At 71.8% G+C, this 14,044-nt stretch carries 9 protein-coding genes; 2 read left to right on the top strand and 7 right to left on the bottom strand.

From position 1 onward, the window contains the following. Nucleotides 1-39: 39 nt before the first annotated feature. Nucleotides 40-1,740 (bottom strand): GntT/GntP/DsdX family permease, encoded by a 1,701-nt coding sequence (locus QOZ89_RS22930; protein WP_241841990.1) that lies wholly within the window; start codon nucleotides 1,738-1,740, stop codon nucleotides 40-42. Continuing rightward, nucleotides 1,737-2,342, bottom strand: coding sequence for a gluconokinase (locus QOZ89_RS22925; protein WP_071051004.1), 606 nt, complete (start codon nucleotides 2,340-2,342; stop codon nucleotides 1,737-1,739). Before QOZ89_RS22925 ends, QOZ89_RS22930 begins: the two co-directional genes overlap by 4 nt. A gap of 920 nt (nucleotides 2,343-3,262) precedes the next feature. Here QOZ89_RS22925 and QOZ89_RS22920 point away from each other — a divergent pair. Further along, nucleotides 3,263-3,961, top strand: a complete 699-nt coding sequence (locus QOZ89_RS22920; protein ID WP_312625119.1) for a MerR family DNA-binding transcriptional regulator — start codon at nucleotides 3,263-3,265, stop codon at nucleotides 3,959-3,961. Between the two features lie 451 nt (nucleotides 3,962-4,412). Here QOZ89_RS22920 and QOZ89_RS22915 read toward each other — a convergent pair whose 3' ends face one another. From QOZ89_RS22915 to QOZ89_RS22900, 4 genes are all read right to left on the bottom strand, one after another. Further along, nucleotides 4,413-7,382, bottom strand: coding sequence for an ATP-binding cassette domain-containing protein (locus QOZ89_RS22915; RefSeq protein WP_312625117.1), 2,970 nt, complete (start codon nucleotides 7,380-7,382; stop codon nucleotides 4,413-4,415). A gap of 420 nt (nucleotides 7,383-7,802) precedes the next feature. Further along, nucleotides 7,803-8,666, bottom strand: a complete 864-nt coding sequence (locus tag QOZ89_RS22910; RefSeq protein WP_083419205.1) for an enoyl-CoA hydratase/isomerase family protein — start codon at nucleotides 8,664-8,666, stop codon at nucleotides 7,803-7,805. A gap of 215 nt (nucleotides 8,667-8,881) precedes the next feature. After that, complete coding sequence (locus QOZ89_RS22905) at nucleotides 8,882-10,195, bottom strand: ATP-binding protein (RefSeq protein WP_312625115.1); 1,314 nt, start codon at nucleotides 10,193-10,195, stop codon at nucleotides 8,882-8,884. 331 nt (nucleotides 10,196-10,526) lie between these two features. Continuing rightward, on the bottom strand, nucleotides 10,527-11,069 hold the full coding sequence (locus QOZ89_RS22900) for a hypothetical protein (protein ID WP_312625113.1): 543 nt from the start codon (nucleotides 11,067-11,069) through the stop codon (nucleotides 10,527-10,529). On the opposite strand from QOZ89_RS22900, the gene QOZ89_RS22895 reads away from it, so the two are divergent. Next, nucleotides 11,056-11,577 carry a hypothetical protein gene (locus QOZ89_RS22895; protein ID WP_071050999.1) on the top strand — a complete coding sequence of 174 codons (522 nt, stop codon included), beginning with the start codon at nucleotides 11,056-11,058 and terminating at the stop codon, nucleotides 11,575-11,577. The two genes, QOZ89_RS22900 and QOZ89_RS22895, sit on opposite strands and share 14 nt — an antisense overlap. 131 nt (nucleotides 11,578-11,708) lie before the next feature. Here QOZ89_RS22895 and QOZ89_RS22890 read toward each other — a convergent pair. Further along, the coding region (locus tag QOZ89_RS22890; protein ID WP_312625110.1) for an ATP-binding cassette domain-containing protein at nucleotides 11,709-14,044 on the bottom strand (2,336 nt) is incomplete at its 5' end.

Here is a 14,044-nt window from a genome sequence, read left to right as displayed (position 1 = left end):
GAGGCGACGGGGGCCGGAGCGGTCCCAGCCAAGCGCGCGTCAGGTGATCGCGTAGAGGAGGGCGACGAAGCCGAAGCCGACGGCGGAGACCAGGGTCTCCATGACGGACCAGGTCTTGATGGTCTGCTGGACGGTGAGGCCGAACAGCTCCTTGACGAGCCAGAAGCCGGCGTCGTTGACGTGGGAGAAGAACAGCGAGCCGGTGCCGATCGCGAGGGCGAGCAGGGCGGCGTGGGTGGGGCTCAGGCCGGCGGCCAGCGGCGCGACGATGCCCGCGGCGGTGACCGTGGCGACGGTCGCCGAACCGGTCGCCAGCCGCAGTGCGACCGCGACCAGGTAGCCCAGGACCAGTACCGAGATGTGCGCGCTGTTCGCCCACGTGGCCACCGAGTCGCCGACGCCGGCGCCGATGAGCGACTGCTTGAACCCGCCGCCCGCACCGACGATGAGGATCACCGCCGCGACCGGACCCACGCTGGCACCGATCTTGGATGACACGTCCTTGCCGCTGAACCCGACCGCGTACCCGAAGGTCACCATCGCGAGCAGCACGGCGAGCGTCAGCGCGGCCAGCGGCTCGCCGATGAAGTCGAATACCACCCGCGCCTGGGACGGGTTCTTGACGTCCGTGTCGATGATGTCCGCGAGCGCCTTGCCCAGCATTAGCGCGACGGGGAACAAGATCGTCGCGAGCGTCACCCCGAAGGACGGCTGGCGACGGGTCTCGACGGCCGAGCCCGCGGTCCCGGTCTCAGTCCCGCTCTCTGTCCGGGTCTCAGCCCCAGCCCGGGTTCCCGTCTCAGCACGGGTCGCGATTTCAGTCCGGATCCCGGTTTCTGCCTCGCTCTTGGTCTCGGCCGCATTCTTGGGTGGCGCTGTCAGCGTGGTGGTCGGCGCGGCGACGACCCCGGCGGCCGGCTCTTCGGCCGCTTCGGCGGGCGCGCTCCCGGCCGTCCCAGCTGGGGCCGTCGCGAGCCGGGTCGACCGTGACCGGCTGGTCGTGGCCGCGTCAGCGGTGTCGACGCCGCCGGCGACGGCGGGCGGCCCGACCGGCACCCAGCGGGCCGCGAGGAGCGAGAACAGCGGGCCGCAGATCACGACGGTCGGCACGGCGACCGCGACGCCGAGCGCGAGCGTGGTACCGAGCTGCGCGTTCACGGCCGAGATCGCCAGCAGCGGCCCCGGATGCGGCGGGACCAGCCCGTGCAGGGCGGACAGGCCGGCGAGCGCCGGGATCGCCACCCGCATCAGCCGCAGCCCGGATCGCTGGGTGACCAGCACGATGACGGGCAGCAGAAGCACGAGCCCGATCTCGAAGAACATCGGCAAACCGATGATCACCGCGACCAGCGCCATCATCCAGGGGATCGCGCGCCCGGACGCGCGGGCCAGCAGCGTGTCGATCACACGATTGGCGCCGCCGGAGTCGGCGAGCAGCTTGCCGAGCATCGCGCCCAGCGCGATGAGCAGCCCGACCTCCTGCAGGGTGCTGCCGACACCCGTCTCGAAATTCTTGATCACGCTGCTGAGGCCGACGCCGGCGGCGAGGCTGACGAAGGCCGAGCCGAGGACGAGCGCCAGGAACGGGTGCAGCTTCGCCCAGACGATCAGGGCGACGATCAGGCCGATCCCGACGAGGGCGACGATGATCAGACGGGTGTCATGGCTGTCCCAGCTGCCCGCCTCGGCCGCCTGCCCGGCGGCGGTCACGGCGGTGGCGGTCACCGCGGTGGCGTTCACCGGCCCACCGCCGGCCGCCAGGAGCCCCCGTCGGCGAGGCCGAGCTTGTCGACGATCGTCTGGGCGGTGGCCGCCGGCGCCGGGCCGACGTCCACGGTGAGCGCGTTCTCGTCCGGGTCGGGCTCCTCGAGGGCGGCGAACTGCGAGTCGAGCAGGCCGGTCGGCATGAAGTGCCCGTGGCGGGCCGTGAGCCGCTGCGCGATGACGTCCCGCGAGCCGCGCAGGTACACGAACACCTCGGCGCCGGCGCGCGCACCGCCGGCGACGTCCGCGTCGGCGGCTAGACCCGATCCCGCGACGGTGTCGCCGCGCAGCGTGTCGCGGTAGGCGCGACGCAGCGCCGAGCAGGTGATGACGCCAGGCTCGCCGGCGTCGATCCGCTGGTGGATCCATGACCGCACCGCCGCGAGCCACGGCCAGCGGTCCGTGTCGGTCAGGGGGTGCCCGGATGCCATTTTCTCGATGTTTGCAGGTGGATGCAGGTCGTCGCCCTCCTCGAATGGCCAGCCGAGGCCGGCCGCCAGCAGCGCGGCGACCGTGGACTTGCCGCTTCCTGATACACCCATCAGCACAAGGACTGGGGGCCGCGATTTCGCGGTCATGACGCCTCCGAACGCGACGACTCTGAACCTGGGGGCCGACGAACAGCTGGGCCGGCGGCGCCGGCGCCGCGGTGGCCGTGGCCGCACCGCGACCACGCGTACCCCGCTGACCGCCCGCACCCCTGGACCGGACCGGCGCATCCAGCACGTGACCGGCCAGGCAGCTGGCGCTGTGTGTGAGCAAGTGGCCACCAGGTGACGTGGACGGATCTCGACGGTGGATACATGGCTTGACAAATGGCGTTTTTAGTGGCCTTGCCACGATTTCCGGACAGGCCCGCGCTCAAACCGTTCCGGTCGATCGGCGTCGAGAAACGGTCGACGTACCGCGCCCCGGCTTCTCACGGTGACAGCCAGCTGACCCTGGGCGCCCACCCGCGGGCGACAACCGGCTCGGCGCCGCCTAGGGGGAATCAGCGCGACCGCTGCGCGAGGCCGCGCTGAACATCCCACCAGATCATGGCCGGGCTCATGATCCGGCGGGATATTTGGCGCTCTGACACGCAAGAACGCAATCACCCTGGGGAGCGTCCTGGCGATCGCAGCGTCGACCTCGCGTGGAGCCCAGGCCGGGCTCAGTCGGGGCGCCGCCCGAGCGCTCGTGCGGACGCGCGCTCATCTTGTCCGACGTCAGAGTCACAACCAGCGTCGTTTCATGCCCCGGGCGTCTGACACGATGACCGGGATCCCGCGGGCGTCTGACACGACGCGGGAGAGGAGCATCATTCGCTCGGCGCGCTGGACACCTCCGCCCATCCCGAACCACCGGTTCGCGCCCGGGAACTGGCCAGGCTGAGATCCACACGCGGTGCCCGGCAGTCTCTGGCTGTCGGAGCACCCCTCGGCACAGTCAAGATCAACGCTTTGCCCGGGCCGCGTGCCCTTGATCCTGCCCCTGTGTCAGGCCCTAGCGTCGAAGCATGAAGCCGCCCGCCGAGACGTTGACCATCGGCCAGGTTGCCCGTGCCGCCGGGGTGAGCGTGCGTGTGTTACGGCACTACGACCGCGTCGGGCTGGTGCCGGCAGCGGCCCGCACGGTAAGCGGGCACCGCCGGTATTGGCCCGACGTCGTCAGCCGCGTCCGGCACGTCCTCGCTCTGCGGCTGGTCGGGCTGTCGCTGGCCGAGATCGGCGAAGTCATCGACGGAGACGAGGCGCTGCTCGCGGCGCTCATTCGCGCCCGGCGCCGCGAACTGGACACCAGGCTCGCCGACCTGGAGCTGACCCGTCGCCAGCTCCGCGGCGCTGAGCGGGACGCGGGCGACAGCATCCTGACCGCACTGGAGGAGATCATGACCGGTTCTACCTTCACGGCCGAACAGCTCCGCCAGCTTAAGGCGCGGCACTCGAGCACCGCGCTGGCCGACTGGACAGCCCGATCCCGCGAGCTCGACGCCGCGGTGCGCGCCCTCCAGGAATCGGATACCGCACCCACCAGCGACAGCGCCCAAGCGGCAGTGCGGCAATGGCACGCGATCCTGTCCGAGATGTCAGCGGGCGACCCGGATATCGCGGCCGCGATCGTCGCCAAGCTCGACCGCCGCGGCGCCGCGGCCGCCACCGCCGGCGTGATCAGCGAGCAGACCTGGTCCTACCTCCGCCGCGTTCCGACGGGGTGACCGAATGGCGTTTGACCGGCCATGGCCTCAGCCGCGCGCCGTCCTGACCTACCGAGGGCAGTGCGCCGAGCGCGATCTTGCCTAGACCCGTCGAGGCCGTGACGACGCCATCCGTGAAGTCGGGGCATCCGGTGGACACACCCTCCCGGAGATCACCAAGGCCGCCAGCCTCTCGCTCGCAAGCCTCAAGATCTTCCTGTGCGGGACAGGCTGACCGGCGGACCCTTACGTACCTGGCGCCACATGCCTCATAAGCGAAAACTTGAGTAACTTCGTTCCCTCGCCCTGTCGCCGACGATCCCACCACCGCGCGGTCTCTGGTGTTGCCGGCCGCCGGTGGCTTTCCGCTGCCCCACCTGGCCGGGGCAAGCCGGCCCCGCTCGATGCTGACGCGAACGCCGTGCCCCGACGTCGCCGCCGTCCGGGGTGGCCGGCTCGCCGGGCCGTGGCCTCAGCGGCGGCGGCGGGCGACGCGGGGATCGAGGCGGCGCAGGAGGAGACCGGTGACGATGATGCTCAGCACGGCGATGCCGGCCATGCCCGCGAGGTCGGTGAAGTAGACCGAGGAGCTGTGCCGCCAGATCGGGTCCGCGACGGTGCCGGGGTTGACCTTGGGGTCGCCGATCATCTGAATGCGGATGATGTCGACGACCGAGCCGACCGCGGCGTAGCCCCACCGGGCGGGCGTGAGGTCGCTGACCTGCTCGAGCCCGATCTTGCCGTCCACGGGCAGGAACGCGCCGGTGAACACCAGCTGCGACATCGTCAGCAGCACCAGCAGCGGCATCGTCTTGTCGGCGTTGTCGACCAGCGCCGAGACCACCAGACCCATCATCGCCGACGTGACCGCCGCGACGGCGACTACCAGCATCATCTCCAGCAGCGGGAAGTCCGAGAACACGCCCGTGGACGGGGTGCGCCAGGCGACGCCCGCCACGGTGAACGCGATGCTCTGCGCCGTGATGACGACCGTGAGCACGCAGACCTTGGAGCCGAGGTACGCGACGGTGGACAGGCCGATGGCGCGTTCTCGGCGGTAGATCTCGCGTTCCTTGACGATCTCGCGTACCGAGCTGGACGCGCCCATGAAGATCCCGCACAGGATAAGCACCAGCAGCACGAGCGGGGCATTCCGGTTCGGCTCGCCCGGGTGCAGCATGACGAGCTTTCGCGGAAAGTCGATGATCCGCGGGATCAGGCCGAGCACGAACGGGTAGGCGATGAGCAGCCGCAGGTAGGACCGGTCGGAGACGATGACCCGCAGGTAGCGGCGGGACAGCGTGAGCATCTGTGACAGCACGGATTGCTGGCGAATGCCGGGCAGCGGCGGTGGCGCCGGCCTCGCGGTCGGCACCCTGGCCGCCTTGACGTGATACTCCGACTCGCGGTAGCGACGCGCGAGCATGGCGGCACCGCGATCGGACCGCAGGACGCGGAAGGCCTGCGACCAGCTGGCCGCGCCCAGGAATGACAGGGCGTGTTGTGGTGGGCCGAAGTAGGCGACGTGGCCGCCTTTGGCGAGGACGAGGACGTAGTCGCACAGTTCGAGTTGGGCGACGCTGTGGGTGACGACGACGACGGTTCGGCCGCCGTCGGCGAGCCGGCGCAGGGACTCCATCACCTCGTAGTCCAGGCCGGGGTCGAGGCCGGAGGTTGGTTCGTCGAGGTAGAGCAGGGTCGGCTGGGTGAGCAGCTCGAGGGCGACGCTGGTGCGCTTGCGCTGCCCGCCCGACAGCGTCGAGACCTGCCGGTCGACGAGGTCGACGGCGTGCCCCTTGGCCCGGCCGCCGTTGCCGTTCCCGCCGTCGGCGCCGGCGCCGTTTCCGTTGACGGCCACCGGGCCGCCTGGCTGCCCGTCGGCGAACTCCGGGCCGAGGAACAGGTCGAGGCCGAGGTCGCCGCTGCCGGTGAGGCCGAGCTCGTTGAGAACCGCGTCGACGCGTGCCCGGCGCTCCTCTCTGGTGGTCTCGGCGGGGAAACGCAGCTCGGCGCCGTACTCGAGGGCCTGCCGGACGGTGAGGGCGGTGTGCAGGATGTCGTCCTGCGGTACGTAGCCGATCCGGCGGCGCAGCTCGTCGTACTCGTCGTACAGGTCCCGGCCGGTGTAGCGGACGCTGCCGACGTCCGCCGGGCGGAAGCCGGTGAGCGCGTTCAGCAGCGTCGACTTGCCCGCGCCGCTGGGACCGATGACGGCGAGCAGCGCGCGACCGGGCAGCTGAAAGGTCACGTCGTGCAGCAGCCGGGTGCCGCCGATGTCGACCGAGAGGCCCTCGACCTCGAAGGTGACGTCGCCCGAGTCGAGGTACTCGACGAGCTGCGTCTCGGTGACGCGGAAGAGGTGATGCCCGATCCCGACCGTGTCGCCGAGGGCCAGCACCCGGCGGTCGATCCGCTGGCCGTTGACGAACGTGCCGTTCGCCGAGCCGAGGTCGACGATCTGCAGGCCGCTGCGGCCGACGAACAGCTCGGCGTGCTCCCGGGAGGCCAGCAGGTCGCCGACGACGATGTCGTTGGTCAGCGCCCGCCCGATTCCCATCCGCCCCGGGCGCAGCGGGTGGGCGCGCCCGTCGGCGCCCGGCGCCGTCGGCGGGCGGCCCGGCGAGCCCTCCTGGGCGCCGGGCGGAAGCAGCGGGCCGGTCCCCGGCCAGCGGTCTCCCATGTTCAGGGTCGGCATCTGGTAGTGCTCGTCGGTCCCGAGCACGTCGGCGCCGCCCGCTGCCTCACCGGGAGCGGCGGCCTCTTCGGGCGCCCACGCGAAGTGGGGTGCCTGGGCGGCGCTGGGCGCCTGAGGCGCCTGAGGCGCTTGGACGGCGGTCGGTGGAGCGGCGCCCGGGAAGGGGGTGGGCTGGATCCCGCCACCAGGCGCGGCCGGCCGCGCCTCGGCGGCCGGGCGGACGGGCGCCGGCGCGCCCGGCACGGGCTGCTGCTGGCTCGGCGTCTGCTGGACCGGTGCCGGTGCCGGTGCCGGTGCCGGTGCCGATGGCGGTGCCGATGGCGGCGCGCTCGGCGCGGCCTGGGCTTGCGCGGCCTGGGCGGGCGCCGGCTGGGCGGGCGCTGACTGGTCCGCTGGCCGGCGGGCGGCTGGCTGGCCGGGAGCGGCGGCGTGAGCCGGCGCCGTCCCGGTCGCCCCGTCGTGCACCAGCGTGATCCGCGGGCCGTCCGACGCGCCGAGGTTGAGCTCGACCGTCCGCGGCAGCTGGACGCGGCGGGGCATCCGGTGGCCCTCGGACCAGGAGCCGTTGGTGCTGATGTCCACCGCGGCCCAGCCGCCCTCGGACGGCTCGATCATCAGGTGCCGCCGCGACACCCGCCCGTCGCGCACCGTCAGGTCGGACTCGTTGGACCGACCGATCACGAACGGCCGGTCCGGGGGCACATTGACGACGCCCGTGCCGTAGTGAACTTTCAGCCCAGCAGCCACGCCCCGCCTTTCCCGCCGCGCCAGGAAGGTTATCGGTTACGAAGGCTATTCGGAGAGGGAGAGTCGCGGACAGGGCTGGACAAAATGAGCTGCGAGTTGTCGGATATGTGACGAGCGTCCGCCGGCGCCACCGCCGCCGCGCCGGCCAGCCACGGCGACCAGCGGCACCGTGGCGTATGACCCCACTCTGGTGAGCCGCCCACGCAACCCGGCTACCGGATGGTGACGGCGCTCCGGCGCAGCGCCAACTTGGCCACCTCCTCGATCCCGGACCAGACCGACCCCGTCATATGCCTGAACCCGGAGCCACGTAGGGAGCAGGGTCCCTGCCGGATCGGCGAAGCCGATCTGGGAGGTCAGGCTCAGCGCCCGACGGGCCGCGCCCGGTGCCGGGCGCGGAGCGTCCGGCACGGGACGGCCTCAGCGCTCCCACGACGGGACGGCGTACCTCGGCTTGAAGCCGAACTTGGCGGCGCGGTTCAGGAAGTCGGGCGAGTACGACAGGCTCGTGACCGCCAGGCGGTCGATGTGGCGCTGGACCGTGCGGTCGTGCACGTCGGCGTACATGTCGACGACCAGCTTGGCCACCCCGAGGACCTCGGCCGGGATCGTCGTCAGCTCTCGACAGAACGCGTAGACGTCCTCCATGAACGTCTCGGCAGGGAAGACGTCGTGCACCAGACCGATCTGCTTGGCCTGCTCGGCGCCGACCCGCTTGCCGGCCATCGCCATCCACTTTCCCCATCCCGGGCCGACCAGCCTGGTTAGCCGGCTGGTGCCGCCACTGCCGGCGATGGTCCCGATGTGCACCTCGGGGACGCCGAACTCGGCCTGCGGCGTGCAGAACCGGAAGTCGCAGGACACCGCCATCTCCACGCCGGCGCCGAGGCAGATCCCGTTCGCGGCGATGATGATGGGCTTCTCGATCGCCTCGAACTCGTCGTAGAGCAGGTGGTGACTGCGGTAGTCGCGCCGGAGGTTCCAGCCCGGGTGCAGGTGCTGGGTCTCCGGATTTCCCGGCCGGTTGCCCACCGGTTGGGACAGGTCCATGCCGGCGGTGAAGTACGGGCCGACCCCGGTGATCACCAGGCAGCGCAGGTCGTCGCGGTCCGCGAGCATGTCCCCGGCCTGCCACAGCAGCTCGGTGACCTGGGTGCTGATCGCGTTGCGCTTGCGCTGCCGGTCGATGGTCAGGGTGAGAATGCCGTCCTGCTCCGTCAGGCGAGCGTCCTCCTCCGCGTCGGGCGTGGGCTGGTCCTGGGTCTGGCTGTCCTGGCGGCTCACGGTTCTCCCTGACGGCACTCGGTGATGACGGGCTGGACGCCTCTTGGTGTTCGTAGCGCGCCGACCTGCATCGCATCAAGTATTCGGTATACAAAATAACCCGACGTCGCGCTCTCCTGAGCCTGCCTACCGCTCCCGTGCCCGGTCGCGCATCTGATGGCCGCGTCGTGACGGCCCCGTCGGCGGGACCGGAGGCGGTCCCGGCCGCCCGGCGGTCAGTCGCTGTTGAGAGTTCGGCGGACCGTCTCGAGCAGGACGCCTTCGGTGAAAGGTTTCTTCAGCAGGATGACGTCCGCGTCGAGCCGCCCGCGCGCGGCCAGCACGGGGTGGGCGTAGCCGGACATGTAGGCGACGCGGACCGTCGGCAGCAGCGCGCGGATGAGGCCGGCGAGCTCGCCGCCGTGCATGCCCGGCATGATCACATCGGTGATCAGCAGGTCGATGTCATCCCGCGCCTCGTGCCGGCCGCCGACCAGAGCGATCGCCTCGGCGGCGCCGGCGGCGGTCAGCACCTGGTACCCGTTGCGGGCCAGGATGCGCTGCGTCACCTCGCGTATCGCGTCCTCGTCCTCGACGAGCAGGATCGTCTCGCCACCACCCGCGTGGTCGTCCGTGCTGCCCGGCACCGGCACCGTGCTCCGCGGCACCGTCACGAGCGGGCCGGTCTCGGCCGCCTCGGCGTCCGCCTCGGGTAGCAGGCAGGTGACGGTCGTCCCGGCGCCCTCCTCGGAGGCGATCTCGGTGTGCCCGCCGAACTGGCTGATGACGCCGTAGACGGTCGCGAGCCCGAGGCCGGAGCCCTCGCCTTTCACCTTGGTGGTGAAGAACGGCTCGAAGACCAGGCCGAGAAGATCTGCAGGGATGCCGACGCCGTTGTCGCTGACCCGCAGCCGTGCGTGCGGGCCCGGCCGCAGACCGACCCGGGCGGCCACGGTGTCCTCGTCGAGGTCCACGTTCGCCGTGTCGATGCTCAGCACCCCGCCGTCGGGCATCGCCTCGCGCGCGTTCGCCACCAGGTTGACGAGCACCTGCTCCAGCTGGTCATGGTCGGCGAACACCGATCCCGCGTCGGGATGCAGCGAGATCGTCAGCCGCACCTCCTCGCCGACCAGGTCGCGCAGCGCCTGCTCCAGGTCGGCGACCACCCGGTTGAGGCTCAGCACCCGCGGCTGTATGGCCTCGCGGCGGCCGAACGCGAGCAACTGACGAGTGAGGGCGGTCGCGCGCTCGGCCGCGTGCTGGATCTGCCCGACGTCGTTGAGGACGGCCTTCCACCGGTCATCGCCGGATTCGGCGGCCACCGCGGCGATCTCTTCGGTGACGAAGGAGGCGTAGTTCGTGACAACGGCGAGGAGGTTGTTGAAGTCGTGCGCTATTCCGCCGGCGAGCTTGCCGAGGCTTTCCAGCCGCCGCGCCTCGTGCCGCCGCGCCTCGAGCCGATGCCGCTCCGCGTCGGCCGATAACCGCTCGCCCTCGGCCTGTGCGGCGAGCGGGTCCTGCGCCTGAGTAAGGCGTCTTCGCTGGGCCACGCTACGCATTTCTCCCGCCGTCGGTTGTGCCGCCCCCGGCCTCCTGGCTGGGAACCAGGCGGCCGCGACAACGAGGGGCTGCGAAGTATCCACCGAACCCGCGCGAAACCGGCGCGGATCGGCCCGATCATAGTTGGGCGCTTCGGATGGCACCGAGGTGCCCACCGCCAGTGACACCGGCCACGCCGCCCGTCCCGCTCCGGCGCCGCCGGCCCGCCGGATCGGGATGGTTCGTCGCCGTTTCGGCATTTCCCTGGACTGCCCGCGAGGCCGATGATGGACTTGCCGAGACGTCGATCGACAGGTGCGCCGTGTCCGAGCCCAACTGGCCTCACTCTGAGTCACACCCGCAGCCCCCGGAGCAGCCGGGCTGGCCGCGGTCATCTCCGCCGCCCGCCGCGGATGACGAGTTCGACGACGACGTGACTGTCGTGCTGCCACCGCCTGCTGCGCCGCCAGCCCTGCCGCCAGCCCCGCCGCCTGCCCCGGCCGCGCCGCCGGCGACCCAGCCGCCGCTGACGCCGTGGCCCGCGGCGGCGGTCGCCCCGGCGACGCCGTGGCCGGCACCGGCGCCGGCGCCGGCTGCGGTGGCTCCGGCGACGCCGTGGCCGGCGCCGGCGGCCTGGCCGCCACCCGCGGCGGCGCCCGCGCCCGCGACGCCTCCTCCGTTCCAGCCGTGGGCCCAGCCCCCCATGCCTCCGATGACGCCCGGGCCACCGACCGGGCCGGTGCCCGTCGCCGGGCCACCGCCGATGGCGCCGACCCAGGGCTTCGCCTCGACGCAGGGGCCTGAGCCGGGGCGAAGCCGGGGAATCCAGACGCTGCCCATCCTCGACCAGATCATCGTCGGTGTGTCCTGCGTGCTGATCCTCACCGCGGTCGTCCTGACGGCGCTCGCGCCGATCTACCCCAGCCGCGGGCAGACGGCCAAGGAGTTCGCCAGCCGGTACCCCGTTCCGGCCGGTGCCTCCGGCTCGCCTGCGCCGTCGGCGCCGGCGCCGGGAACGCCCACTCCGAGCGCCGTGCCGTCGGCGAGCGCGGGGCAGCTTCCGGCGGTCATGCGGGGCACCTGGTCCGGCACGGTGGTGCAGCAGTACACCCGGGACAACAGCAGTAACTACAGCGTCACCATCACGTTGACGGGCGGAACTGTCGGCAGCGTCGTCGGCACGTCGAGCTACCCGACGAGTCCCTGTTCCGGTGACCTGCAGCTCAGGGCCGTCGGGACGACGGTGGAGGTGTTCGAGCACATCACCATCGGAGCGAGCAAGTGCTTCGACACGACGCTGTTCCTGACACTCAACGGGAACGACGGCCTGACCTACCACTTCGACGACGTGGGCTACGGCACCGGCGACGCGGAGCTCACCCGGCAGGGGTGACGCGCCGACCCCTCGGGCGGTCAGGGCCGGCGGTGACCTGGGGCGCGGGAGCGAAGTGGTGGGAGAGGTCGCCGACGAGGTGCTGGCGGTCGCGGCGTTCGACGAAGCGCCAGGCTCCGGTGGTGCGTCGGCTAGCGCCGTCGGGCGGCGCGCGGCGCGGCGCGGCGCAGGATGCGGGGGTCCAGGCGCCGAAGCAGCAGGGCGGTGATGACCGCGTAGATGACGCCTAGGGCGACGGTGCCGCCGAGAGCGACCAGGAACGTCGTGGGCGTGTGGTGCCACAGCGGGTCGAGGACAAATTCCGGGTTGAACCGCGGGTCGTCCAGCTTCTCGACGTCGACGAGGTTCGTCGCCGACGCGAGCCCCGCGAAGCCCCAGCGGGCGGGGAACACGTAGCTGACCTGCTCCAACCCGATCCGGCCGGTGACGCGCATCAGGACGCCGGCGAAGACGATCTGCGCCATCGACACCAGCACCAGCAACGGCATGGTCTTGTCGGCGTCGTCGACGAGCGCCGAGATCATCAGGCCGAGCATCGTCGACGCGAGCGCGGTCGCCGTCACCACCGCGAGCAGCTCCAGCAACGGGTAGCTGGACACCACCCCGACCGCCGACGTGCGGCCGGCCAGACCGATCGCCGTCACGATGGCGCTCTGCACGGCGGTGACGAGCGCCAGCACGCAGATCTTGGAGCCGAGATAGGCGGTGGTCGACAGGCCGATCCCGCGTTCTCGGCGGTAGATCTCGCGTTCCTTGACGATTTCGCGGACGGCGTTGGCGGCGCCCATGAAGCAGATACACAGGACGAGGACCAGCAGGATCGGCTCTACCTGCCGGTTCGGCATGCCGGTCGGCCTTGCCGTGAGCCCAAACGGCGCGTCCATCACCCGCGGGATCAGGCCGAGCACGAAGGGGTAGGCGATGACGAGCCGCAGGTAGGACCGGTCGGAGACGATGACCCGCAGGTAGCGGCGCGACAGCGTGCCCAGCTGGGCGAACACCGACTGCTGTCGGATGCTCGGCAGCGCGACGGGTCGTGGCCGCGCGGTCGGCACGACCGTCGCGCCCTGGATGAAATGGCTGGACGCGCGGTAGCGGCGCACGACGTCCGTCGAGCCCTCGGTCGTCTGCAGGGCGCGGAAGGCGTCCGCCCAGTCCGCCTCTCCGAGGAACGGCAGGGCGTGTTGTGGTGGGCCGAAGTAGGCGACGTGGCCGCCTTTGGCGAGGACGAGGACGTAGTCGCACAGTTCGAGTTGGGCGACGCTGTGGGTGACGACGACGACGGTTCGGCCGCCGTCGGCGAGCCGGCGCAGGGACTCCATCACCTCCTTGTCCAGGCCGGGGTCGAGGCCGGAGGTTGGTTCGTCGAGGTAGAGCAGGGTCGGCTGGGTGAGCAGCTCGAGGGCGACGCTGGTGCGCTTGCGCTGCCCGCCCGACAGCTTGGCCACCTGCCGGTCGGCGGGCCCGCCCGCCAGGCCGAGTTCGGCCAGCACCGCGTCGACCCGTGCGCCGCGTTCCTGTCTCGTGGTCTCGGCGGGGAAACGCAGCTGCGCGCCGTACTCGAGGGCCTGGCGGACCGTCAGCGAGGTGTGCAGGATGTCGTCCTGCGGTACGTAGCCGATCCGGCGGCGCAGCTCGTCGTACTCGGCGTACAGGTCGCGACCGCCATAGCGCACCGCGCCGACGTTCGCCGGGCGGAACCCCGTGAGCGCGCCGAGCAGCGTCGACTTCCCGGCGCCGCTGGGCCCGATGACGGCGAGCAGTGACCGGCCCGGCAGCCGGAACGAGACGTCATGCAGCAGCCGCGTGTCACCGACGTCGACGCACAGGCCGTCGACCTCGAACGCCACATCGCCGGTGTCGAGGTACTCGACGAGCTCACCGTCGCCGGCGCGCAGGATGTGGTGGCCGATGGCGACGACGTCGCCGACGGCGAGCAGCCTGCGCTCGACCCGCTGGCCGTTGACGAACGTGCCGTTCGCCGAGCCGAGGTCGACGACCTCGACGCCGCTGCGGCCGACGAGCACCTCCGCGTGCTGCCGGGAGGCCAGCAGGTCACCGACCACGATGTCGTTGTCCAGGGCACGCCCGATCGACGTCGCGCCCTGGGTGAGCCGGTGGACGCGCCCCTCGCCCGGCCCGGCGGCGTCGGGCCCGCCTCGGCCGGCGCGCGGCAGCAGCGGGCCGGACAGCTGGTCCAGGTCGTCGCGCATCATGGTCCGCAGCTCGTGGTGGCCGTCCGCGGGATCGTCGGGCTCGTCGAAGTCCGCCTCGGCGGCGGCCTTGGCGTCCGCCTCGATCAGTGCCTCGATGGCGTCCCCTTCGAGGCTGTCATCGGCATCGACGAGGTTCAGCCCCGCGTCGGCGCCCTGGTCCGCGCCGTCGCCGGTGTTGGCGCCGCCGCCAGCACCGGCGACGGCGACATCCTGGCCGGGCTCGGCGACGGCCGGAGCGGGCGAGGCGGCCC

This window comes from Pseudofrankia coriaricola (assembly GCF_032027725.1).
Taxonomy (GTDB): Bacteria; Actinomycetota; Actinomycetes; order Frankiales; family Frankiaceae; genus Pseudofrankia.
This window is presented reverse-complemented; position numbering and strand designations above follow the sequence as displayed.

Coding starts and splice junctions, on each gene's coding strand:
- QOZ89_RS22925 (WP_071051004.1), bottom strand. CDS start 2,342: ATGACCGCGAAATCGCGGCCCCCAGTCCTTGTGCTGATGGGTGTATCA.
- QOZ89_RS22920 (WP_312625119.1), top strand. CDS start 3,263: ATGAAGCCGCCCGCCGAGACGTTGACCATCGGCCAGGTTGCCCGTGCC.